The following is a 21877-nucleotide window of genomic DNA, read 5'->3' on the forward strand; positions in this document are numbered from 1 at the left end:
CGGCTGATGTCGCAGTCGGCAACGCGAGCGCTGGTGCCAGGGCACGCGACGCCACGGAGATCCACCGGACAGGCCCTAGCCTTGCCCGTATGACTCCTCGCATCGCTGTCATCGAGCTGGTCGTCGCCGACATGGCCGCCTCGCTCGCCTTCTACCGGCGCCTCGGGCTCGACATCCCGGCCGGAGCCGACACCGAGCCCCATGTGGAGGCGGAACTGCCGGGCGGGCTCAAGCTCGCCTGGGACACCGTCGACACGATCCGCTCGTTCGACCCCGCCTGGGCCCCGCCCTCCGGCGGGCACCGCGCGGCGCTCGCGTTCGAAGTCGACAGCCCCTCGGAGGTCGACTCGCTGTACGCCGAGCTGGTGGACGCCGGGTACGAAGGGCACTTGAAGCCGTGGGACGCCTTCTGGGGCATGCGGTACGCGACACTGCACGACCCCGACGGCAGCCCGGTGGATCTGTTCGCGCAGCTGCCGGACAGGCCCTAGGGCCGCTCGCGGGGCTTGGCGGCGCGCCGCCCCCGCAGCCGGGAGCGGAGGTCCTCGTGGGGGAGGAAGCCGGCCCAGCGCTCGGGGAATTCGGCGGGGGGTTCGTCGGGGCCGACCTCGTCGTCGGGGCCGTCCTCGGAGGCGGAGGCCTCGGCGGCGCGGCGGGCGGCGGCCGCGGCGAGGACGGCGGCGGCGGCGTGCTCGCGGGCGCGGTTGTTCTCCTCGCGGGCGGCGGCGGTGGCGACGGAGGGCCAGACGCGGTCGACGGCGGCGTTGGCGGCGGCGCCGACGAGGACGGCGAAGGCGGAGACGAAGATCCACAGCAGAATGGCGATCGGGGCGGCCAGGGATCCGTAGATCGAGGGCCCCTCGACCGCCCGCGAGAGGTACACCCGCAGCACGAGGCTGCACAGGATCCAGATCGGCAGCGCGATCAGCGCGCCCGGGAGGTCCTCCAGCCAGGGTGAGCGGACCGGGACCGACACGTGGTAGAGCGTCGTCAGCAGGGCGATCGACAGCACCAGGACGACCGGCCAGTAGAGGACCCGGATCACCGCCTCGCTCCACGGCAGCAGGTTGACCACCACATCCGGCCCGACCACCAGCAGCGGCATCACCACCGCGCCGATGAGCAGCGCGACGACGTACAGCAGGAAGGCCAGCAGCCGGGTGCTGACGATGCCGCGCTTGCCGTCGAGCCCGTACATGACGGTGATGGTCTCGACGAAGACGTTGACCGCCCGCGACCCCGACCACAGGGCGATGATGAAGCCGATCGAGATCAGGTCCGGCCGGCCGCCGCTGAAGACATGGTCGACCAGCGGCCGGACCACCTGGGTCATACCGTGGTCGGACATCACCGTGGCGGCGGCGGACAGGATGTTGCGCCGGATGCTCTCCACCGTGTCGGTGCCGATGATCTCGTCGAGATAGCCGAGCGCGCCGACCATGCTGAGCAGCAGCGGCGGCAGCGACAGCAGCACGAAGAAGGCCGCCTCGGCGGCCAGCCCCAGGATCCGGTACTCGATGCAGGAGTTGACGGTGTCCTTGAGCAGCAGCCAGACCGTCCTGCGCTTGGACACGTTCCGGTACAGGGCCCGGGCCCGGTGGAGACGGCCCCGTGGCCGCTCAGGTGTTTCTTCGGCTGCGCTCACATCCTTACGGTATAGGGCATGAGCACCCGCACCCACACCGTGATCAACCAGGCTCCGCCCCTGGTCGGGTACGACGTCTACGCGGCCGACCCGGCCCTCACCGAGGGGGTCGCCCGGCACACGGCACCCGACGTGCTCGCCGAGGTCCAGGAGGAGCTGGGTGAGCTGGGCCGCGCGGCCGGTTCCGCCCAGGCGCAGCGCTGGGGCGAGGAGGCGAACGCGCACTCCCCGGTGCTGCGCACCCACGACCGCTACGGCAACCGCATCGACGAGGTCGACTTCCACCCCGCCTATCACCGCCTCCTCGGCCACGCCGTCTCGGCCGGCCTCACCGACGCCTGGTCCCGCCCGTCCGGGCATCTGCGCCGCGCCGCCGGCTTCGTCGTGTGGACCCAGGCCGAACAGGGCCATGGCTGCCCGGTGTCGATGACCCACGCCGCCGTGCCCGCCCTGCGGACCGACCCCGTGCTGGCCGCCGAGTGGGAACCCCGGCTCACCTCACGGGCGTACGCCGCCGAACTGCTGCCGCCGGGAGCCAAGCCCGGGGCGCTGTTCGGGATGGGCATGACCGAGAAGCAGGGCGGCTCCGACGTCCGCGCCAACACCACCCGCGCCGAACCCCTGGCCGAGGAGGGGACGTATCTCCTCACCGGCCACAAGTGGTTCTGCTCCGCCCCGATGTCCGACGGCTTCCTCGTCCTGGCCCAGGCCCCCGGCGGACTCACCTGCTTCCTCCTCCCCCGCGTCCTGCCCGACGGCACCCGCAACGTCTTCCGCATCCAGCGCCTCAAGGACAAGCTCGGCAACCGCTCCAACGCCTCCTCCGAGGTGGAGTTCGACGGCACCTGGGCCCGCCGGGTCGGCGAGGAGGGGCGCGGGGTCGCCACCATCATCGAGATGGTCGCCGTCACCCGCCTGGACTGCGCCCTCGGTTCGGCCGCCATCATGCGCCAGGCCGTCGCCCAGGCCGTCCACCACGCCGCGCACCGCTCGGCGTTCGGCGGGCCGCTGATCGACAAGCCGCTGATGCGCAACGTACTGGCCGACCTGGCCGTGGAGTCGGAGGCCGCGACGACCACCGTGCTGCGCCTGGCCGCCGCGTACGACGCCGCCGGCTCGGAGCAGGAGCGGCACTTCCGGCGGCTCGCCGTCGCCGTCTCCAAGTACTGGATCACCAAGCGCTGCCCGCCGCTCACCGCCGAAGCGCTCGAATGCCTCGGCGGCAACGGCTACGTCGAGGAGTCCGGTCTCCCCCGCCTCTTCCGTGAGTCACCCCTCAACTCCGTCTGGGAGGGCTCCGGCAACGTCCAGGCTCTCGACGTCCTCCGCGTCCTGCAGCGCGAGCCCCTCGCCCTGGGCGCCTTCCTCACCGAGATCGGCCTCGCCCGCGGCGCCGACCACCGGCTCGACGGCGCCATCAAGTCCCTTCTCACCGAACTCGCCGACCTGGACGGCATCGAGGCCCGCGCCCGCCGCGTCGTCGAGCGCATGGCCCTGGTCCTCCAGGGCTCCCTGCTCGTGCGGTTCGCCCCTTCCCCGGTCGCCGACGCGTTCTGCGCTTCGCGCTTGGGCGGTGACTGGGGTGCGTCCTTCGGCACGCTCCCGCACACGCTCGACCTCGGTGCGATTGTGGACCGCGCCAACCCAGGATCTGCGGCCGACCCAGGCGATTGAGCCGAAGCGGAGCGGCCGCTGTCGAAAAGGAGACGCGCGCAGGGAGCGAGGCACGAGCGGCCGAGCACGTCGACTGTCGACAGTGGCTGAGCGCAGCGGAGGCGAAATCGCCTCAAAGAAAAAGAGGGGCGGTGCCGCGCCGACTCGGCACCGCCCTGATCTGGATACCCCCTGTCACAGGGGCAGATGTGCCGGGGTGCCGGCCCGGCCCCGCACCGCCGCCTCTATGGCGACGATGATGTCCTCGTCCTCCGCGTCCAGCGGGAAGGCGTGGACCACGCCCCGGGCCTCGTGGTAGTCGAGGACACGGCACATGCCGCTGTCGTCACGCCCGCCGGAGGGCCGCAGGTGGATGACGAGATCGGCGGGGAGGGCCAGCAGCGCCGCCAGCCCGTCCTCGGATTCCGGCCCGCCGTCGATGACGTATCCCTGGCGCTCGCTCACCCCGGCGGCGTCCTCGAACCGCACGCGCGGGACCCGGAAGGCCCGGGCCAGCCGGGTGGCGCGGCTCACGCGCTCGTCGGCCGAACAGCCGACCACGACGACGCGCGGGGGGAGGGGCGACACAGCGGATCTGCCTCCTCCGAGGTGCGGTGCGGATGCCGTACGAGTAGCGTGACGCAGCGTCACTGTCCGTCGGGCGCACCGGTATACGCAACCGTTGCAGACCGTTGCAACTGAATGTGGCCGATGTCCAACCGTGGTGTGCCGGGCGCGGCACCATGGGCAGAGCAGTACGCAGCAGTCAGTACGTACGCGGGAGCGCTTCCATGAGCCAGCCAGAGATCGACGCGCAACTGCTGACCAGTGTCCGGCACGCCGCGCTGAGCGGGGCGTCGCCGCCGGAGTCGCCGCGCCCGGTGATCAGCGACTCCTGGAGCCGGGTCATCGGCCACGGCGTGAACCCGGACACCGGCAGCCACTCCGGGCTGCTGTCGGTGGACGAGCTGGAGCACCGGCGGCAGTCCTCACCGCTGGTGGATGTGCTGCCGGCGCTTCGCGACGGGCTGGTGTCGGTGGCGGACGTGGCCTGGCACATCATGGTCGTCTCGGACGCCGAGGGCCGGGTGCTGTGGCGCGACGGCAGTATGGCGGTGCGGCGCAGCGCGGACCGGCTGGGCTTCGCGGAGGGCGCGTCCTGGGCGGAGGACATCGTCGGCACGAACGCCATCGGCACCGCGCTGGTGACCCGGCGCCCCGTGCAGGTGCACTCCGCCGAGCACTACGTACGCGCCCACCACCGGTGGACCTGCGCGGCGGCCCCGCTGCACGACCCGCGCGACGGGCGGCTGCTCGGGACGGTCGACATCAGCGGGCCGGCGGCCACCGTGCACCCCGTGACGCTGTCCCTGGTCACCGCCGTGACCAGGGTCGCCGAGGGCGAGCTGCGGTCGCGGCACTGGGCGGCGATCGAAGGGCTGCGGTCGCTCGCGGCGCCGCTGCTGGCCCGCGTTCCCGGGCGGGCGCTCGTGGCCGACCCCAATGGCTGGACGGCCGCCGTCACCGGTATGCCGCCGCTGGACCGCGTGGCCCTGCCCTCGGCGCCGGTGGCCGGGACGGCGTGGCTGCCCTCGCTCGGGCTGTGCACGCTGGAGCCGCTGCCGGGCGGCTGGCTGGTACGGATCGGCGCGACGGGTCAGCAGGACGCGCCGCCGGGACGCGTGGTGCTGGACGTCAGCCGGCCGCACGCCTGGTCGGTCACCGTCTCGGGCGAGGCGGGCAGCTGGGAGCACGAACTCAGCCCGCGCCATGCCGAGCTGCTCTTCGTCCTCGCGGTCCACCGCGGCGGGCGCAGCGCGGCCGATCTGGCCCGCGACCTGTTCGGCGACGCCAGCCGCACGGTCACCGTCCGCGCCGAACTCTCGCGCCTGCGGCGCAACCTCGCCGGCATCCTCGCCCACCGGCCGTACCGCTTCGCCGACTCCGTCACCGTCGAGCTGCTCCGTCCCGACCGCCCTGCCGACCTGCTGCCGCACTCCAGCGCGCCGGCCGTCCGCCGCGCGCGCGGCTAGAACGCCCGGAGCGGTCCGGGTGCGGTCCGGGTGCGGTCTGCCGCCGGGCTCGTGATTGGCTGGAGGAATGAGTGACACCGTGACCGTGACCACCTGGTCGCTGGAGCAGACCTCGCCGAGCGATCTCGTGCCGTCGGCGAACCCGCCGGGGCCGGACATCCGGATCGTGCGGTCGGAGGTGCCGTCGCCGGAGTTCAGCAGATTCCTCTACGCGTCCGTGGGCGCGGACTGCGCGTGGACGGACCGGCTGACGTGGACGCGCGAGCAGTGGGTGACGTACCTCTCACGGCCGGGGGCGGTCGAGACCTGGGTCGCGTACGACCGGGGGACGCCGGCCGGGTACATCGAGCTGGAGGCGCAGAGCGAGGGGCAGGTCGAGATCGCGTATTTCGGGCTGCTGCCGGCGTTCCGGGGGCGGCGGATCGGGGGACATCTGCTGTCGTACGGGATCGGGCGGGCGTGGGAGCTGGCGGGGACGAAACGGGTGTGGGTGCATACGTGCAGCCTGGACGGGCCGCACGCGCTGGCGAACTACGAGAAGCGCGGTTTCCGGGTCTTCGACGTGAAGACGGAGGAGGAGCAGAAGCCCTCCGGGCACGCCATGAAGTGACGAGAACCACACCGTCCCACAATGTGGGATCTCAGCGTCCACATTCTGGAAGGCGGTGGACTGCCCCGAGATCCCCATGACACGCTTTCGTCATGTCTCGCACTGGAATCGCCTTGGTAGGTCGACTGCACGTCGACCTCGGCCGCATGTCCAGTTCCATCTGTCCGGCGATCTGACCGCACCGGCTCGCCCGTTGAGCGGCGCCGCGGATGCGTGCGTGCCCACGGTGTTCTTCGCAGGCCATGCAGGTTTTGCGGGCCGTAGGGTGCTCAGCGCTGTACCGACCTATCCCAGCCCGCCCGTAAGGACTGCATCGCCATGGCCACCACCCCTGAGAAGCCCGCAGCCACCGCTGCCCGCCGCAAGGCGAGCCGTCACCGCGGTGAGGGCCAGTGGGGCGTTGGGCACCTCACGCCTCTCAACGCCAATGAGCAGTTCAAGAAGGACGACGACGGTCTCAATGTCCGGGCGCGCATCGAGAACATCTACGCGCACCGCGGATTCGACTCGATCGACGGCGCCGACCTGCGCGGACGTATGCGCTGGTGGGGCCTGTACACCCAGCGCAAGCCCGGGATCGACGGTGGCAAGACCGCGATCCTGGAGCCGGAGGAGCTGGACGACAAGTACTTCATGCTGCGGGTCCGGATCGACGGCGGCCGGCTGAGCACCGAGCAGCTGCGCGTCATCGGCGAGATCTCGCAGGAGTTCGCCCGGGGCACCGCGGACATCACCGACCGGCAGAACATCCAGCTGCACTGGATCCGGATCGAGGACGTGCCGGAGATCTGGCGCCGCCTGGAGGCCGTCGGGCTGTCGACCACCGAGGCCTGCGGCGACACACCTCGTGTGATCCTCGGCTCACCGGTGGCGGGGATCGCGGAGGACGAGATCATCGACGGCACACCGGCCGTTGATGAGATCCATGCCCGCATTGTGGGCAACAAGGACTTCTCCAACCTCCCCCGCAAGTTCAAGTCGGCTGTCTCCGGCTCGCCGTTGCTCGATGTCGCGCACGAGATCAACGACATCGCGTTCGTCGGTGTGGAGCACCCCGACCGGGGCCCCGGCTTCGACCTGTGGGTCGGCGGCGGGCTGTCCACCAACCCCAAGATCGGCGTCCGGCTCGGCGCCTGGGTGCCGCTGGAGGAGGTCGCGGATGTCTACGAGGGCGTCATCTCGATCTTCCGCGACTTCGGCTACCGCCGGCTGCGCACCCGTGCCCGCCTGAAGTTCCTGGTCGCCGACTGGGGCCCGGCGAAGTTCCGCCAGGTCCTGGAGGACGACTACCTCAAGCGCAAGCTGGTCGACGGCCCGGCCCCGGCCCAGCCGGTCGAGCAGTGGCGCGACCACGTCGGCGTCCACCGCCAGAAGGACGGCCGCTTCTACGTGGGCTTCGCCCCGTACGTGGGCCGGGTCGACGGCGCGACGCTCAGCAAGATCGCCGAGCTGGCGGAGGAGCACGGCTCTGGCCGGCTCCGCACCACCGCCGAGCAGAAGATGATCGTGCTCGATGTCGAGGAGCCCCGCATCGAGTCGCTGGTCGCGGGCCTGGAGGCGCTGGGCCTGAAGGTCACCCCCTCCCCCTTCCGGCGCGGGACGATGGCCTGTACCGGTATCGAGTTCTGCAAGCTCGCGATCGTCGAGACCAAGGCGCGCAGCGTCTCGCTCATCGACGAACTGGAGCGCCGCCTGCCGGAGTTCGACGAGCCGATCACCATCAACGTCAACGGCTGCCCGAACGCCTGCGCCCGTATCCAGGTGGCGGACATCGGTCTCAAGGGCCAGCTGGTCCTGGACAAGGACGGCAACCAGGTCGAGGGCTTCCAGGTGCACCTGGGCGGCGCCCTGGGCCTGGAGGCCGGCTTCGGCCGCAAGGTGCGAGGTCTGAAGGTCACCTCGGAGGAACTGCCGGAGTACGTGGAGCGGGTGCTCAAGCGCTTCCAGGCGGAGCGCGAGGACGGCGAGCGCTTCGCGACATGGGCGGCGCGCGCGAGCGAGGAGGCCCTGTCGTGAGTGAGCGAGCGGCGCCTTTCTACTGCCCGTACTGCGGCGACGAGGACCTGCACCCCGGGGAAGCCCACGGGGCGTGGGAATGCAGGGCGTGCAACCGCGCCTTCCAGTTGAAGTTCCTCGGCCTCCTGGCCAGGGGACTCAGCACCGCTCCCCTCGACGGAGGCGACACCACGTGAGCACCGCACAGGCCGAAGACCTCAAGCACGAAGACCTCAAGACCCTCGCCGAGCAGGCGGGCCGCGACCTGGAGGACGCGTCCGCCGAGGCCATCCTGCGCTGGGCCGTGGAGAACTTCGGGCCGCGCTTCTGCGTGACCTCCTCCATGGAGGACGCCGTCGTGGCACACCTCGCCTCCCGGGTCGCCCCGGGCGTCGACGTGGTGTTCCTCGACACCGGCTATCACTTCCCGGAGACCATCGGCACCCGGGACGCGGTCGCCGCCGTCATGGACGTGAACGTCATCACACTCACCCCGCGCCAGAGCGTGGCCGAGCAGGACGCCCAGTACGGGCCGAAGCTGCACGACCGCGATCCGGACCTGTGCTGCGCCCTGCGCAAGGTGAAGCCGCTGGAAGAGGGCCTGACCAGGTACGACGCGTGGGCGACGGGGCTGCGCCGCGACGAGTCCCCGACCCGCGCCAACACTCCGGTCGTCAGCTGGGACGAAAAGCGACAAAAGGTGAAAATCTCACCTATCGCACGGTGGTCACAGGAAGACGTGGCAGCCTACGTTGCCACGCACGGAGTCCTTACGAATCCATTGCTGATGGACGGCTATGCCTCCGTCGGCTGCGCCCCGTGCACCCGACGGGTGCTGGAGGGCGAGGACGCCCGCGCGGGCCGCTGGGCGGGCCGGGCGAAGACCGAGTGCGGACTGCACGGCTGATGTGTACCCGGAACGTACGGAACAGACCTCACAGGAGAAGCAGATGAGCGTGACAGGCACCGGAGCCACGATCTGGCTCACGGGTCTGCCGAGCGCGGGCAAGACCACGATCGCCTACGCGCTGGCGGACCGGCTGCGCGCCGACGGCCACCGGGTCGAGGTGCTGGACGGCGACGAGATCCGCGAGTTCCTGTCCTCGGGCCTCGGCTTCACCCGTGAGGACCGCCACACCAACGTCCAGCGGATCGGCTTCGTCGCCGAGCTGCTGGCCAGCAACGGCGTCAAGGTCCTGGTCCCGGTCATCGCGCCGTACGCCGACAGCCGCGAGGCCGTCCGCAAGCGCCACCAGGCCGAGGGCACGGTCTTCCTGGAGGTCCACGTCGCCACGCCGGTCGAGGTCTGCTCCGTACGGGACGTCAAGGGCCTGTACGCCAAGCAGGCGGCCGGCGAGATATCCGGGCTGACCGGTGTCGACGACCCGTACGAGGCACCCGAGACCCCCGACCTGCGCCTGCAGACCCAGGACCACACCGTCGAGGACTCCGCCGCGGTGCTCACCGCACTGCTCGTCGAGAGGGGACTGGCATGACGACCACCGTCGCAGCACCGGCCGGAGCCACCGAGAATCCCTACGCGCTCAGCCACCTGGACGCCCTGGAGTCCGAGGCCGTGCACATCTTCCGCGAGGTCGCGGGCGAGTTCGAGCGGCCGGTGATCCTCTTCTCCGGCGGCAAGGACTCCATCGTCATGCTGCACCTGGCGCTGAAGGCCTTCGCCCCGGCGCCGGTGCCCTTCGCCCTGCTGCATGTCGACACCGGCCACAACTTCCCCGAGGTCATCGACTACCGCGACCGCGCCGCCGCCCGGCACTCCCTGCGCCTGCACGTCGCGAACGTGCAGGACTACATCGACGACGGCCGGCTCCGCGAGCGCCCCGACGGCACCCGCAACCCGCTGCAGACCGTCCCGCTGCTCGACGGCATCGCCGAGGGCAAGTACGACGCCGTCTTCGGCGGCGGCCGCCGCGACGAGGAGAAGGCCCGCGCCAAGGAGCGCGTGTTCTCCCTGCGCGACGAGTTCGGCGCCTGGGACCCGCGCCGCCAGCGCCCCGAGCTGTGGTCGCTCTACAACGGCCGGCACGCCGCCGGCGAGCACGTCCGGGTCTTCCCGCTCTCCAACTGGACCGAGCTGGACGTGTGGCAGTACATCGCCCGCGAGGGCATCGAGCTTCCGGAGATCTACTACGCCCACGAGCGCGAGGTCTTCGCCCGCGACGGCATGTGGCTCACCGCGGGCAACTGGGGCGGCCCCAAGGACGGCGAGACCGTCGAGACCCGGCTGATCCGCTACCGCACGGTGGGCGACATGTCCTGCACCGGCGCCGTGGACTCCGACGCCGCGACGATCGAGCAGGTCATCGCCGAGATCGCCGCGTCCCGGCTGACCGAGCGCGGGGCCACGCGGGCCGACGACAAGATGTCCGAGGCCGCGATGGAAGACCGCAAGCGCGAGGGGTACTTCTAGCCGTGAGCACCATCGCCGGCACAGCCAGCACGACCAGCACAACCGCCATCAGCCGCCTCGGCGGCCGCACCCCGAGTACGCGAAGGGACGACGCATGACCAGCACCGCAACCGCCGCCCCCGCGGCCTCGCTGCTCCGTTTCGCCACCGCCGGATCCGTGGACGACGGCAAGTCCACCCTCGTCGGCCGGCTGCTGCACGACTCCAAGTCGGTCCTCACCGACCAACTGGAAGCCGTCGAGCTGGCCTCGGCCCGGCGCGGCCAGGAGGCCCCCGACCTGGCACTGCTCACCGACGGCCTGCGGGCCGAGCGCGAGCAGGGCATCACCATCGACGTGGCGTACCGCTACTTCGCCACCGCCCGGCGCCGGTTCATCCTCGCCGACACCCCGGGGCATGTGCAGTACACCCGCAACATGGTCACCGGCGCCTCCACCGCCGAGCTGGCCGTGGTCCTGGTCGACGCCCGCAACGGCGTCGTCGAGCAGACCCGCCGGCACGCCGCCGTCGCCGCGCTGCTGCGCGTCCCGCATGTCGTGCTGGCCGTCAACAAGATGGACCTGGTCGAGTACGCGGAGCCGGTCTTCGCCGCGATCGCCGAGGAGTTCACGGCGTACGCCATCGAGCTGGGCGTGCCGGAGGTGACGGCGATCCCGATCTCGGCCCTGGCCGGCGACAACGTCGTGGAGCCGAGCGCGAACATGGACTGGTACGGCGGCCCCACGGTGCTGGAGCACCTGGAGACAGTGCCGGTCAGCCATGACCTGGCGCACTGCCACGCCCGTCTGCCCGTGCAGTACGTCATCCGGCCGCAGACCGCCGAGCTCCCGGACTACCGGGGGTACGCGGGCCAGATCGCGGCCGGGACGTTCCACGTCGGCGAGGAGATCACCGTGCTGCCGTCGGGCCGCACATCGAAGATCTCCGGCATCGATCTGCTGGGCACGCCGGTCGACGCCGCCTGGACCACGCAGTCGGTGACCCTCCTGCTGGAGGACGACATCGACATCTCCCGGGGCGACCTGATCGTGCCGACCCAGGACGCGCCGGCCACCACGCAGGACATCGAGGCCACCGTGTGCCACGTGGCAGACCAGCCGCTCACCATCGGCCACCGCGTGCTGCTCAAGCACGGCACCCGGACGGTGAAGGCGCTCGTCAAGGACATCCCGTCCCGTCTCACGCTCGACGACCTGTCGCTGCACCCGCACCCGGGACAGCTCGTCGCCAACGACATCGGCCGTGTGAAGATCCGTACCGCCGAGCCGCTCCCGGTCGACTCGTACGCCGACTCCCGGCGCACCGGCTCGTTCATCCTCATCGACCCGAACGACGGCACCACGCTCACCGCGGGCATGGTCGGCGAATCGTTCGCCTCTCCGGAGCCCGTCCGGAACGAGGCCGACGACGAAGGGTGGGACTTCTGATGAGCATCGACGTCTTCGCCACCTTCGCCAAAGAAGGCGGCCGTATCGGCAGTGGCTGTCTCGGCAGCGGCCAGGGCGGCGTGGGCCGATGTGTGCGCTAGCGCGCGAGCACCGCATCGTCCCGTGCATGTCCAGCCGCATCACCGAAATGTTTGACAGCCACCTCCCGGCCGCGCCATAACCAACAGCGTGCGTGCGCCGGGGCCCCTGAGAGGAACCCCCGTGACTGCCGATCGCTCCATCACCCCGAGAACCACGACCCGCCGCCGTCTGATCGCCGGCGCTGCCCTTCTGCCCCTCCTGGCCCTCGCCGCCTGCGGCTACGGCTCGGACAAGAAGGACACCACCACCGACACGGCCGCGACCGGCAGCACCAGCAGCAAGAAGCTGTCGGCCAGCGAGGTGAAGATCGGCTACTTCGCCAACCTCACGCACGGCACCGCCCTGGTCGGCCTGGCCAAGAACGGCCCGATCCGGCAGGCGCTGGGCAGCACCACCGTGAAGACCTCGGTCTTCAACGCCGGTCCGGCCGAGATCGAGGCGCTGAACGCCGGTTCCATCGACATCGGCTGGATCGGCCCCTCGCCCTCCATCAACGGCTTTGTGAAGTCCGGCGGCAAGAGCCTGAAGATCATCTCCGGTTCGGCCTCCGGCGGCGTCAAGCTCGTCGTCAACCCGAAGAAGATCAAGACCCTCGCGGACGTCAAGGGCAAGAAGATCGCCACCCCGCAGCTGGGCAACACCCAGGACGTGGCCTTCCTCAACTGGATCGCCGACCAGGGCTGGAAGGTCGACGCCACGACCGGCAAGGGCGATGTCTCCGTCGTCCGTACGGACAACAAGATCACCCCGGACGCCTACAAGGCCGGCTCCATCGACGGCGCCTGGGTGCCCGAGCCCACGGCCTCCAAGCTGGTGGCCGAGGGTGCGAAGGTCCTGCTCGACGAGAGCAGCCTGTGGGACGGCGGCAAGTTCGTCATCACCAACGTGATCGTCTCGCAGTCCTTCCTCAAGGCGCACCCCGACGTCGTCAAGGCCGTGCTCCAGGGCTCGGTGAACACCAACGTCTGGATCAACGCCAACTCCGACAAGGCCAAGGCCATCGCCAACCAGGAGCTGGCCACGCTCTCCGGCAAGGCCCTGAAGGACGAGGTCATCGACCCGGCCTGGAAGAGCATCAGCTTCACCGACGACCCGCTGGCCTCCACCCTGCAGACCGAGGCCGACCACGCGGTCAAGGCCGGCCTGCTGAAGAAGCCCGACCTCAGCGGCATCTACGACCTGTCGATCCTCAACTCGGTCCTGAAGGCGGACGGCAAGACGGCGATCTCCGACGCCGGTCTCGGCAGCTAGCCCGTCCCCGCACGCCCGATCCCCAGGAGGTGACACCCATGGCCACCGCACTCAGCAAACAGCCCGCCGACGCCGAGCCCGGCAGCGACGCGGTCCCCTATGCCGCCCGCATCGAGCACGTCTCGAAGTCCTTCGGCCGCCCCGGCGCGCAGCAGCACGTGCTGGACGACATCACCATCGATGTCGCCCCCGGCGAATTCGTCTGCCTCCTGGGGGCCTCGGGCTGCGGAAAGTCCACCCTGCTCAACCTGGTCGCCGGGCTCGACCGGCCGTCCGCCGGGGGCATCGAGACCCCCGGCGGCCGCCCGGCCCTGATGTTCCAGGAGCACGCCCTCTTCCCGTGGCTCACCGCGGGCAAGAACATCGAACTCGCCCTGCGCATGCGGGGCGTCCCCGGCGCCGAGCGCCGCGACGAGGCCGAGCGGCTGCTCGAACTCGTCCGGCTGCGCGGCGCCTACGGCAAGCGGGTGCACGAGCTGTCCGGCGGCATGCGGCAGCGTGTGGCGCTGGCCCGCGCGCTCGCCCAGGACAGCCAACTGCTGCTGATGGACGAGCCGTTCGCGGCCCTGGACGCCATCACGCGCGACGTGCTGCACGAGGAGCTGACCCGCATCTGGTCGCAGACCGACCTGTCGGTGCTCTTCGTGACGCACAACGTGCGCGAGGCCGTGCGTCTCGCGCAGCGCGTGATTCTGCTGTCGTCGCGTCCGGGCCGGATCGCCCGCGAGTGGACGGTGGACATACCTCAGCCCCGCCGTATCGAGGACGCCGCGGTCGCCGAACTGTCCGTAGAGATCACCGAACAGCTTCGGGGGGAGATCCGACGCCATGGCCAGCACTGACACCGAAACCACGACCGCCGGCACCGAGACCGAGAGCGGCACGAAGACCGCCGTTGCCGACAAGGCCACCGGCAAGACGGAACTGGCCGGGCTGGAAGCCGGGCTCGACGCACTGGAGACCACGGTCGCCCACCGGGCACCGCTGGCCGCCAAGCTGCGCGAGAAGGCGCTGCCGCCGGTCGTCGCGATCGCGCTCGTCCTGATCGGGTGGCAGTTGGCCTACCACTTCCAGGTCAAGCCGCACTACGTCCTGCCGAGCCCGGCCGACGTGGCGCAGTCGCTGAAGGACCAGTGGCTGAAGGGCACCCTGCTCGAACTCGTCTGGACCAGCGTCTCGCGCGGCGTCCTCGGCTTCCTCGCCTCGGTCGCCATCGGCACCCCGCTCGGGCTGATCGTCGCCCGGGTCAAGCCGGTGCGCGCGGCCATCGGCCCGATCCTGTCCGGGCTGCAGTCGCTGCCGTCGGTGGCCTGGGTGCCGGCCGCGATCATCTGGTTCGGGCTCTCCGACGCCACGATCTACGCGGTCGTGCTGCTGGGCGCCGTTCCGTCGATCGCCAACGGCCTGGTGGCGGGCGTCGACCAGATCCCGCCGCTCTATCTGCGCGCGGGCCGCGTGATCGGCGCGACCGGGCTGCACAGCGTGCGCCATGTGCTGCTGCCCGCCGCGCTGCCCGGCTACCTGGCCGGCCTGAAGCAGGGCTGGGCCTTCTCCTGGCGCTCGCTGATGGCCGCCGAACTGATCGTGAACTCCCCCGACCTGGGCACCGGCCTCGGCCAGTTCCTGGAGCAGGGCCGCGAGCAGTCCGACATGGCCTGGGTCCTCGCCGCGATCACGCTCATCCTGATCGTCGGCATCGGCATCGAACTGCTGGTCTTCGCTCCCCTGGAGCGGCGCATCCTGCGCAGCCGCGGCCTGCTCGTCCGGAGCTGATCCGACCTTGTCCCAGCCGGTGCTCCTCGTCATCGCCCACGGCAGCCGCGACCCGCGGCACGCCGCGACGGTCCACGCGCTCACCCAGCGCGTCCGGGCCGCCCGTCCGGGCCTGCGCGTCGTCACCGGCTACCTCGACCACTGCGCCCCCTCCGTCCCCCAGGTGATCGGCCGCCTGGCGGCGGAGGGAGTGCGCGACGTGGTCGCCCTCCCCCTTCTGCTCACCCGCGCCTTCCACGCCAAGGCCGACATCCCGGCCGTCCTGCGCGAGGCGACCGCCCGGCTGCCCCGCCTTGCCGGCCCCGGCCACCGGCGCCTGACCGTCCCGCGCCTGACCGTCCACCAGGCCGATGTCCTCGGCCCCTCCCCGCTCCTGGTGTCCGCCCTGGAGCGGCGGCTCCGCGAGGCCGGTCTGCGCCCCGGCGACCGCCGGTCCACCGGCATCGTCCTCGCCTCGGCGGGCTCCACCGACCCGGAGGCGATCGCGGTGATCGACGGCATCGCGCGGGAGTGGCGGCACACCGGCTGGCGCGCCGTGCGACCCGCGTTCGCCTCCGCCGCGATTCCCGCAGGGTTCCCCCGTACCGAGGACGCCGTACGGCAGTTGCGCGCCGAGGGCTGCGCCCGGATCGCCGTCGCCCCGTACGTCGTCGCCCCCGGCTTCCTCCCGGACCGCATCGCACGCGGCGCCGCCGGTGCCGACCTCCTCGCGGACGTCCTGGGCGACGCCCCCGAGCTGGCCTCGCTGCTCCTGCGGCGCTACGACGCGGCGCTCGTCCCCAGCCGGATGTCCCTGTCGGCCTGAGAGCCCGCGTCCGGGCCGGACAGGCCCTGGGTCAGCCGCCCTCGACCTTGTTGCCCGAGGCGTTGAGCACGTACCACTCGGCCCCGAACTGGTTCAGCTCCTGGCCCGTCGTGTCACCGGCCTTGCTGTCGCCCACGTAGTAGTAGAGCGGGTGGCCGTTGTACGTGACCATCGTCGTGCCGTCCGCGCGCTTGGACGTGCCGACCAGGGCCGCCTTGGCCCCCTCCCCCGCCACGGGTGCCTTCGTGGTGACCAGCGGCGGCCAGGCCGCCGCACAGCTGCCGGAGCAGGTGGACGTGGACGACTTGTCGGCCTCGAAGAGATACAGCGTCCGGCCGCCGGCGCCGACCAGGATCTTCCCGAGGGCGCTGTCGGCCACCGACACCGAGGCCACTCCCGCTGAGGCGGAGGCGGACGCCTCGGCTGAGGCCGGTGCCGAGGCCGGTGTGCTGGCGCCGTAGTCCGGCGTGGTTCCGGACGGGGACGGGGTGTTGTCACTGGAGCTGGAACAGCCGGTGCCGACGGCGGCCAGCAGCATCGCCGCAGCCAGCCACCTGGTCGTCGCACCGGTTCGCTTGATGAGGTTCACCCCGCCAGTTGTGCCCGATACACCCCGGATATCCATTCCGCCTGGCCGGAGTTGGGCCGAATGGAGCAGGATCTACGCCGTCACCTGGCGACGATCATCGTGGCCGGACTCAGCGGATGCACCCACACCGTACGGCGCGCCGGGCTGCCGTCCGACGGCAGAATGGCCACATCGCCCGCCCGGGCGGTCGTGGGGATCACGACACTGCTCACCGTGCCCGGCGGGGCATCCGCGGAGCGGGACGCGTACTGCACGTCGAGGCACTTCGCCCGCAGCCGCCGCGCCACCTCCGCCACCGGAGCACCGGCCGCGATGTGGGGCAGCACGATCCTCCGGGGCCTGTGCGGATCGGGCGTGCACGTCGCCCCGCCGCCCGGCCGGGGCCTGCCCCGGGTGTGGAGGGTGAGCCGGGTGGTGTGCCCGACCTTGCCGTATGTCGCGTCGACACGCACGGTGCCGCTGCGGACCCACTCCAGCGGGTGCCCGTCCAGCTCGGCCCGCAGCCAGCCCGCCGTGTCGACCGGATAGCCGCTTTCGACCGGCGCCGCCCCTGCCGTGGACTCGCGCCGGGGCCAGTGCCGCAGCACGACCAGCGGTCTCCTGCGAGGAGCGGATGGCGGGCTACTGGCTGTGGCGCCATCAGCATCTGCGGTGCCCCTGCGGGTGTCGCAGACGCACAGCGCTCCCGAGGTCACACAGCTCGGGGACTTCATGTCCGACCGTGAGCTGCTCCGGCTGCCCATCTACTCCGACTTCCTCCGGCCGTTCAGGAGCATTCTGGCCGTCGCGCTTCCGACGGCGCCCGATCGCACCCGCGTCTTCCAGCTGTTCCGTGAGGACGCGAAGCCCTTCTCCGACCAGGACATCACCACGTTGCGGCTGCTGGCCCCGCATCTGTACGCCATCTACCGGGAGGCGTCCGCCCGGCGCCGGACTCCGGTCCGGCTGACGGTCCGTGAACTGGATGTCATGCGCTGTGTGGCGCAGGGGCTGGGCACCCGACAGATCGCCGAGCAGCTGGTCGTGTCGCCGAGCACGTGCGCAAGCACCTGGAGAACATCTTCCATCGGCTCGGGGTCTCCAGCCGGCTCGCGGCCGTCGCCCGGGTCTTCCCGGAGCCGGACGGGCTGTACGGGCTATGACGCCGGCGCGGACGCGCCCCAGTGCTCCCGGATGGCATCGGTCGGCCGGGGCTCGCCGAGCAGCGGGGCTCCCCACATCCCGAGGGCGTCGAGCACGGGCCGCAACTCGCGCCCGCGGGCGGTGAGTTCGTAGACGTACGCGGCCCCCGGCGGCGGGAGCCGGCGCCGGGTCACCAGGCCGTCGCGTTCCATGTCCTTCAGCCGTCCGGCCAGGACATCCGTGCTGACCCCGGGGAGGTCGGCGTGGAGGTCGGTGTAGCGGCGGGGGCCTTCGAGGAGTTCGCGGACGATCAGGAGGGCCCAGCGCTCGCCGACGGTGTCGAGGGCCCGGGCGATGGGGCAGTACTGGTCGTAACTTCGGCGCGGCATGAGATCACCCTAGCGAAAAGGTTGGACTTTCCAAGCGAGTACTTGGTAAAACCAAGCATGGAGTTCAAGCAGTCGGGCAAGCTGGCCAACGTCCTGTACGAGATCCGGGGACCGGTGATCGAGCACGCGAACGCGCTCGAGGAGGCCGGCCACAGTGTGCTGCGCCTGAACACGGGAAATCCCGCGCTCTTCGGCTTCGAGGCACCCGAGGAGATCCTTCAGGACATCATCCGCATGCTCCCCCAGGCCCACGGCTACAGCGACTCGCGCGGCATCCTGCCCGCCCGGCGCGCGGTGGCCGCCCACTACCAGGAGCGCGGCGTACCGGATGTCGGCGTGGACGACGTCTTCCTGGGCAACGGCGTCTCCGAGCTGGTCCAGATGGCCGTCCAGGCGCTCATCGACGACGGGGACGAGGTGCTCATCCCGGCGCCGGACTTCCCGCTGTGGACCGCCGTCACCAACCTCGCGGGCGGCAAGGCGGTGCACTACATCTGCGACGAGAACGCCGACTGGTACCCGGACCTCGACGACATCGCCGCGAAGATCACCGACCGCACCAAGGCCATGGTGATCATCAACCCCAACAACCCCACGGGCGCCGTCTATCCGCGCGAGCTGCTCGACGGCATGCTCGATCTCGCCCGCCGCCACGGCCTGATGGTCTTCGCCGACGAGGTCTACGACAAGATCCTCTACGACGACGCCGTCCACCACCACGCCGCCGCCCTCGCCCCGGACGTCCTCTGCCTCACCTTCAGCGGCCTGTCCAAGGCCTACCGCGTCGCCGGCTTCCGCTCCGGCTGGCTGGTCGTCACCGGCCCCAGGCAGCACGCCAAGAGCTACCTGGAGGGCCTGGTCACCCTCGCCTCGATGCGGCTGTGCCCCAACGTCCCCGCCCAGCACGCCATCCAGGCGGCGCTGAGCGGCCGCCAGAGCATCAAGGACCTCGTCCTGCCGGGCGGCCGCCTCCACGAGCAGCGCGACGTGGTCTGGGAGAAGCTCAACGAGATCCCCGGCGTCTCCTGCGTCAAGCCCAAGGGCGCGCTCTACGCCTTCCCGCGCCTGGACCCCAAGGTCCATCCCATCCACGACGACGAGAAGTTCGTCCTGGACCTTCTCCTCCGCGAGAAGATCCAGGTCGTCCAGGGCACCGGCTTCAGCTGGCCCCGCCCCGACCACTTCCGCATCCTCACCCTCCCCCGCGCCGACGATCTGGACGCCGCGATCAGCCGGATCGGCCGCTTCCTGGCGGGCTACCGGCAGTGAGCCCGGCAGTGGACCCGGCGGCGAGCCCGGCGACCAGGTCGCCCGCCGTCACGCGCGTGAAGCCCGCAGCCGCGTCGGACGGTCCCGGGTAGAGGCGGTACATCGTGCCGGTGGCCGCCTCCGGGATGCCCGGCAGGTCGGCGTGCAGCAGCGCCAGAAAGGCCCGGCCGCCGTCGAGCGGGGCATCCTTCCGTACGGAGTCCGGCCGCCAGCCGTCCCGTACCCGGATCGCGAAGTCGGGGGCCGGCTCGCCCTCGGCCCGGCGGTACGCCCACAGCTCACCGTCGGCCCGGCCACGTACGCACACCTCGCCGTCGGTGCGCGCGGCGGCGGTCCAGCAGGCGAGATCCCAGATCGTGGCGCGCCCCGCCGGGGTGTACTCATCGGGCGGCACGAACACGTCGGTCAGGTCCCGCCCGGCCCGGGCGATGCCGGCACGGTAGCGCCACACATTGTGGCTGGTGCCGGTCGTGCCGAGCGTGACATCCGTCCACAGCGCCCGGCGGGCCACCAGGTCCACGACCATCGGCACGCAGATTCTGGCGGCCCCGGCCAGGTCGAACCGCTGCCGGACGGCACGCGGGTCGTACGGGGTCCGGCCACGGGTCCGGCGCTTCGCACCGCCGCCCTCGCGCCGGCCCTCGTCCTTGACCGCCATGAAACCGGCGAACGCGTCGGGCAGTTCGTCGAACGGCACATCGTTGTACGACAGCACCACCGCCGCGACATGCCGCACTCCGGCCTTGGCCAGGCGCGGCAGATCCAGGTCGACGTACTCCGTCGCGCCGCCCGGTGCGGGCGCCGAGGTCAGGTCACCGGAGTGCAGCGCGGCACCGCCGCCGTACTCGAGGCGGGTGTAGTCGCACAGCCCGACGAACCGCCAGTGCTCGTCGTACATCGCGACCGACAGGTCCAGGTCCACCCGCACCTTCGGCGGCTGCATCCAGTGCAGGAACAGCCGTACGGTCTCCCCCGCCTCCTCCGGCATCGGCAGCAGGCTCCCGCGCGGCACCGCCACCAGCGAGGCGGCCGACGCCCGCTCGGCGAACGGCACCGGCAGATCGCGCAGCCCCGCGTCCAGCACGGCCGTCCCGTACCGCTCGCCGGGGTCCGCGGCCAGCCGGCGGACCGCCTCGGCCTCGAGCAGCTCGGCCGCGCGGCGGGCGGTGCGCGCGGGCAGCGGCGCGCGGTCGTCCGGGACGGCGTAGGCCTTGGCGATGCGGCCGCGCGGGAAGAAGACCCGGCGGACGCCCGGCGCGGTGCGCACGCGCATGCGGCCGAGCGCGCCGAGCAGCGGACCGGGTCCGGTGCGCGGCAGGGTCTCGCGCAGGGCGTCGGCGACCACGTCCTCCAGGGCGCTGGCCCCGGTCGCGGTCAGCAACTGGTCCAGGCGCCGCAGCAGTTCCCCGGGGCGCGCGCGAAGCAGTACGGCCGCCCGGGCCGCGTCATGCGCACGAAAGGCCGCCTCGACCTGTCCGGCCCAGGTGGTCAGCCGCAGCCGGTCACCTACCAGGCGCACGTGGTCCTCGTGAAGGGCGGCCTGCGCAAGCAGCGTTTCGGTGACCGCGCTCCCGCGCAGGGCCGCGAACGCGAGCGCGGTCCGGGGATGCCGCCGGGCGTGGGCGGGCTCGAAGGGGTGCAGGATCTCACCGGCGCGCTTCCAGGCGGCGCGGTGCCGGGTCAGGTCCTCGGCCAGGTAGGCGAACGGCAGGCCGTCCAGGACTCCCAGCAGCTCCCGCCGAAGAGGGCGCGGCAGGTTGCGCATGCGGGGCGGCGGCTTGAGCAGGTCCGGGTCGCCGCCGGACCACACCGCGAGCAGGCGGAGCACATCGGTGGCCGTCGTCAGATACCGCGCGAGCAACGGCCGCAGGGCCGCCAGGCCGTCCGGATCGCGCAGCAGCGTGCCCAGCACCAGGGCCTTGCTCTCGCGCAGCGGGATGTCGTCGGGCAGCCAGCCGGGCGCCCCCGCCGCGTCCGTGTGCGCGAGCAGAAGGAAAAGGTCGTCGTGGTCCTGCGGCGGCAGCGGCGTACGCCGGGCCAGCAGCGCGCTCAGCTCGGCGGCCGCGTCCTGCGCGAGGTCCGCGCCCGGACGCAGCACGCGCAGCACCTCGCCACCGCGCGAGGCCTTGCCCCGCACCGGCTCCAGCCAGGGCGTGGTCGGCTCCCCCGTCTCGTAACGCCGCTCGCAGACCGGGCAGTCGTACCACTGGCAGCAGTCCTCGCAGCACCACCGGTCCCCGGAGGCGCGGCGGCACCGCTCGCACACCAGGTGGCCGCACGAGCGGACCGCCCTGACCGTGCCGGGGCGCGGGCCGGGCAGCCCGCAGGCCATGCAGGGCTGGTGCGGCTGGGCCTCCAGGCGGGCCAGCACAATGGTCGTGTACAGGCTGTGCGCGTCCTCGTACGGCACCGCATCCGGGAACCGGCCGAACAGCGGCGTGAGCGAGCGGTCGGAACCCATCAGGGCGTCCACATCCGCCAGCAGCCGCTTCCCCGCCTCGGCCAGCGCCTCGGGGCGCAGCCCGCACAGCGCCTTGCGCAGCTCGGCCGTCAGCACATGCCCCCGGTCGGCCAGTTCGGCCTCCAGGACGACGACTCCGGCGGCGGTGACCGCCGACGGCGCCCCGGGCTCCCGCCGCCCGGTCACGCAGATGGTCTGGCGGCGGCGCAGCAGCAGGCTCGCGAGATCTTCGGCAGTCATCGGATCGGTCCCCCCGGCGGTACGAGAAGCGGGGGCGGAGAGTGGGCGCACTACGGTTTCTTTGCAGGAAAGGCAATGAGAAG

The 21877-nt window shown here is 71.7% G+C and carries 21 protein-coding genes and 1 pseudogene; 16 read left to right on the plus strand and 6 right to left on the minus strand.

The window, feature by feature from the left end:
• Positions 1-89: 89 nt before the first annotated feature.
• Positions 90-491, plus strand: coding sequence for a VOC family protein (locus OG607_RS10045; protein ID WP_405721460.1), 402 nt, complete (start codon positions 90-92; stop codon positions 489-491).
• Here the strand turns inward: OG607_RS10045 and OG607_RS10050 are convergent.
• On the minus strand, positions 488-1645 hold the full coding sequence (locus tag OG607_RS10050) for a YihY/virulence factor BrkB family protein (RefSeq protein WP_405721463.1): 1158 nt from the start codon (positions 1643-1645) through the stop codon (positions 488-490). The genes OG607_RS10045 and OG607_RS10050 overlap by 4 nt on opposite strands.
• Before the next feature lie 18 nt (positions 1646-1663).
• Here OG607_RS10050 and OG607_RS10055 point away from each other — a divergent pair, with 18 nt between their 5' ends.
• Positions 1664-3319, plus strand: a complete 1656-nt coding sequence (locus tag OG607_RS10055) for an acyl-CoA dehydrogenase family protein (RefSeq protein ID WP_405721466.1) — start codon at positions 1664-1666, stop codon at positions 3317-3319.
• A gap of 174 nt (positions 3320-3493) precedes the next feature.
• On the opposite strand, the gene OG607_RS10060 is transcribed toward OG607_RS10055, so the two are convergent.
• Positions 3494-3886, minus strand: a complete 393-nt coding sequence (locus OG607_RS10060) for a hypothetical protein (RefSeq protein ID WP_405721469.1) — start codon at positions 3884-3886, stop codon at positions 3494-3496.
• Between the two features lie 203 nt (positions 3887-4089).
• Here OG607_RS10060 and OG607_RS10065 point away from each other — a divergent pair, with 203 nt between their 5' ends.
• From OG607_RS10065 to OG607_RS10125, 13 genes are all read left to right on the plus strand, one after another.
• Positions 4090-5331, plus strand: coding sequence for a GAF domain-containing protein (locus OG607_RS10065; protein WP_405721472.1), 1242 nt, complete (start codon positions 4090-4092; stop codon positions 5329-5331).
• A 67-nt stretch (positions 5332-5398) separates the two neighbouring features.
• The gene (locus OG607_RS10070; RefSeq protein ID WP_405721475.1) at positions 5399-5941 is read left to right on the plus strand and encodes a GNAT family N-acetyltransferase; all 543 of its coding nucleotides are present in this window, start codon (positions 5399-5401) and stop codon (positions 5939-5941) included.
• Between the two features lie 92 nt (positions 5942-6033).
• Positions 6034-6117 carry a putative leader peptide gene (locus OG607_RS10075; RefSeq protein WP_329321859.1) on the plus strand — a complete coding sequence of 28 codons (84 nt, stop codon included), beginning with the start codon at positions 6034-6036 and terminating at the stop codon, positions 6115-6117.
• 142 nt (positions 6118-6259) lie between these two features.
• Complete coding sequence (locus OG607_RS10080) at positions 6260-7957, plus strand: nitrite/sulfite reductase (RefSeq protein ID WP_405721478.1); 1698 nt, start codon at positions 6260-6262, stop codon at positions 7955-7957.
• Positions 7954-8133 (plus strand): hypothetical protein, encoded by a 180-nt coding sequence (locus OG607_RS10085; protein WP_329311363.1) that lies wholly within the window; start codon positions 7954-7956, stop codon positions 8131-8133. Before OG607_RS10080 ends, OG607_RS10085 begins: the two co-directional genes overlap by 4 nt.
• Complete coding sequence (locus OG607_RS10090) at positions 8130-8843, plus strand: phosphoadenylyl-sulfate reductase (protein ID WP_405721481.1); 714 nt, start codon at positions 8130-8132, stop codon at positions 8841-8843. The genes OG607_RS10085 and OG607_RS10090 overlap by 4 nt, the downstream gene beginning before the upstream one ends.
• 1 nt (position 8844) lies before the next feature.
• Positions 8845-9432, plus strand: a complete 588-nt coding sequence (cysC, locus tag OG607_RS10095) for an adenylyl-sulfate kinase (RefSeq protein ID WP_405721484.1) — start codon at positions 8845-8847, stop codon at positions 9430-9432.
• A complete protein-coding gene (cysD, locus tag OG607_RS10100) occupies positions 9429-10367 on the plus strand; it encodes a sulfate adenylyltransferase subunit CysD (RefSeq protein ID WP_405721487.1) in 939 nt (312 codons plus the stop codon). The genes cysC and cysD overlap by 4 nt, the downstream gene beginning before the upstream one ends.
• Before the next feature lie 94 nt (positions 10368-10461).
• The gene (locus OG607_RS10105) at positions 10462-11793 is read left to right on the plus strand and encodes a sulfate adenylyltransferase subunit 1 (protein WP_405721490.1); all 1332 of its coding nucleotides are present in this window, start codon (positions 10462-10464) and stop codon (positions 11791-11793) included.
• Positions 11794-12015: 222 nt separating this feature from the next.
• Positions 12016-13146, plus strand: a complete 1131-nt coding sequence (locus tag OG607_RS10110; RefSeq protein WP_405721493.1) for an aliphatic sulfonate ABC transporter substrate-binding protein — start codon at positions 12016-12018, stop codon at positions 13144-13146.
• A 38-nt stretch (positions 13147-13184) separates the two neighbouring features.
• On the plus strand, positions 13185-13988 hold the full coding sequence (locus tag OG607_RS10115; RefSeq protein ID WP_405721495.1) for an ABC transporter ATP-binding protein: 804 nt from the start codon (positions 13185-13187) through the stop codon (positions 13986-13988).
• Complete coding sequence (locus OG607_RS10120; RefSeq protein WP_405721498.1) at positions 13975-14919, plus strand: ABC transporter permease; 945 nt, start codon at positions 13975-13977, stop codon at positions 14917-14919. The genes OG607_RS10115 and OG607_RS10120 overlap by 14 nt, the downstream gene beginning before the upstream one ends.
• Positions 14920-14926: 7 nt before the next feature.
• The gene (locus OG607_RS10125) at positions 14927-15724 is read left to right on the plus strand and encodes a sirohydrochlorin chelatase (RefSeq protein WP_405721500.1); all 798 of its coding nucleotides are present in this window, start codon (positions 14927-14929) and stop codon (positions 15722-15724) included.
• 31 nt (positions 15725-15755) lie between these two features.
• Here the strand turns inward: OG607_RS10125 and OG607_RS10130 are convergent, their stop codons facing one another.
• From OG607_RS10130 to OG607_RS10140, 3 genes and pseudogenes are all read right to left on the minus strand, one after another.
• Positions 15756-16313, minus strand: coding sequence for a hypothetical protein (locus OG607_RS10130; RefSeq protein WP_405721503.1), 558 nt, complete (start codon positions 16311-16313; stop codon positions 15756-15758).
• A gap of 80 nt (positions 16314-16393) precedes the next feature.
• Complete coding sequence (locus OG607_RS10135; RefSeq protein ID WP_405721506.1) at positions 16394-16900, minus strand: hypothetical protein; 507 nt, start codon at positions 16898-16900, stop codon at positions 16394-16396.
• Positions 16901-17467: 567 nt separating this feature from the next.
• A pseudogene (locus tag OG607_RS10140) lies at positions 17468-17824 on the minus strand (winged helix-turn-helix transcriptional regulator); the annotation flags it as partial.
• Positions 17825-17881: 57 nt separating this feature from the next.
• On the opposite strand from OG607_RS10140, the gene OG607_RS10145 reads away from it, so the two are divergent.
• Positions 17882-19093, plus strand: a complete 1212-nt coding sequence (locus tag OG607_RS10145; protein WP_405721508.1) for a pyridoxal phosphate-dependent aminotransferase — start codon at positions 17882-17884, stop codon at positions 19091-19093.
• Here the strand turns inward: OG607_RS10145 and OG607_RS10150 are convergent.
• Entirely contained in the window at positions 19053-21794 is a 2742-nt protein-coding gene (locus OG607_RS10150) for an MXAN_6230/SCO0854 family RING domain-containing protein (protein WP_405721511.1), read from the minus strand. The genes OG607_RS10145 and OG607_RS10150 overlap by 41 nt on opposite strands.
• Between the last annotated feature and the right edge of the window lie 83 nt (positions 21795-21877).

This window comes from Streptomyces sp. NBC_01537, assembly GCF_045040445.1.
GTDB lineage: Bacteria > Actinomycetota > Actinomycetes > Streptomycetales > Streptomycetaceae > Actinacidiphila.

What these genes read in the sequence shown, in the direction of transcription:
- OG607_RS10045 (WP_405721460.1), top strand. Translation starts at nt 90, where the DNA reads ATGACTCCTCGCATCGCTGTCATCGAGCTGGTCGTCGCCGACATGGCC.
- OG607_RS10055 (WP_405721466.1), top strand. Translation starts at nt 1,664, where the DNA reads ATGAGCACCCGCACCCACACCGTGATCAACCAGGCTCCGCCCCTGGTC.
- OG607_RS10065 (WP_405721472.1), top strand. Translation starts at nt 4,090, where the DNA reads ATGAGCCAGCCAGAGATCGACGCGCAACTGCTGACCAGTGTCCGGCAC.
- OG607_RS10070 (WP_405721475.1), top strand. Translation starts at nt 5,399, where the DNA reads ATGAGTGACACCGTGACCGTGACCACCTGGTCGCTGGAGCAGACCTCG.
- OG607_RS10075 (WP_329321859.1), top strand. Translation starts at nt 6,034, where the DNA reads ATGTCTCGCACTGGAATCGCCTTGGTAGGTCGACTGCACGTCGACCTC.
- OG607_RS10080 (WP_405721478.1), top strand. Translation starts at nt 6,260, where the DNA reads ATGGCCACCACCCCTGAGAAGCCCGCAGCCACCGCTGCCCGCCGCAAG.
- cysD (WP_405721487.1), top strand. Translation starts at nt 9,429, where the DNA reads ATGACGACCACCGTCGCAGCACCGGCCGGAGCCACCGAGAATCCCTAC.
- OG607_RS10105 (WP_405721490.1), top strand. Translation starts at nt 10,462, where the DNA reads ATGACCAGCACCGCAACCGCCGCCCCCGCGGCCTCGCTGCTCCGTTTC.
- OG607_RS10115 (WP_405721495.1), top strand. Translation starts at nt 13,185, where the DNA reads ATGGCCACCGCACTCAGCAAACAGCCCGCCGACGCCGAGCCCGGCAGC.
- OG607_RS10120 (WP_405721498.1), top strand. Translation starts at nt 13,975, where the DNA reads ATGGCCAGCACTGACACCGAAACCACGACCGCCGGCACCGAGACCGAG.
- OG607_RS10145 (WP_405721508.1), top strand. Translation starts at nt 17,882, where the DNA reads ATGGAGTTCAAGCAGTCGGGCAAGCTGGCCAACGTCCTGTACGAGATC.
- OG607_RS10150 (WP_405721511.1), bottom strand. Translation starts at nt 21,794, where the DNA reads ATGACTGCCGAAGATCTCGCGAGCCTGCTGCTGCGCCGCCGCCAGACC.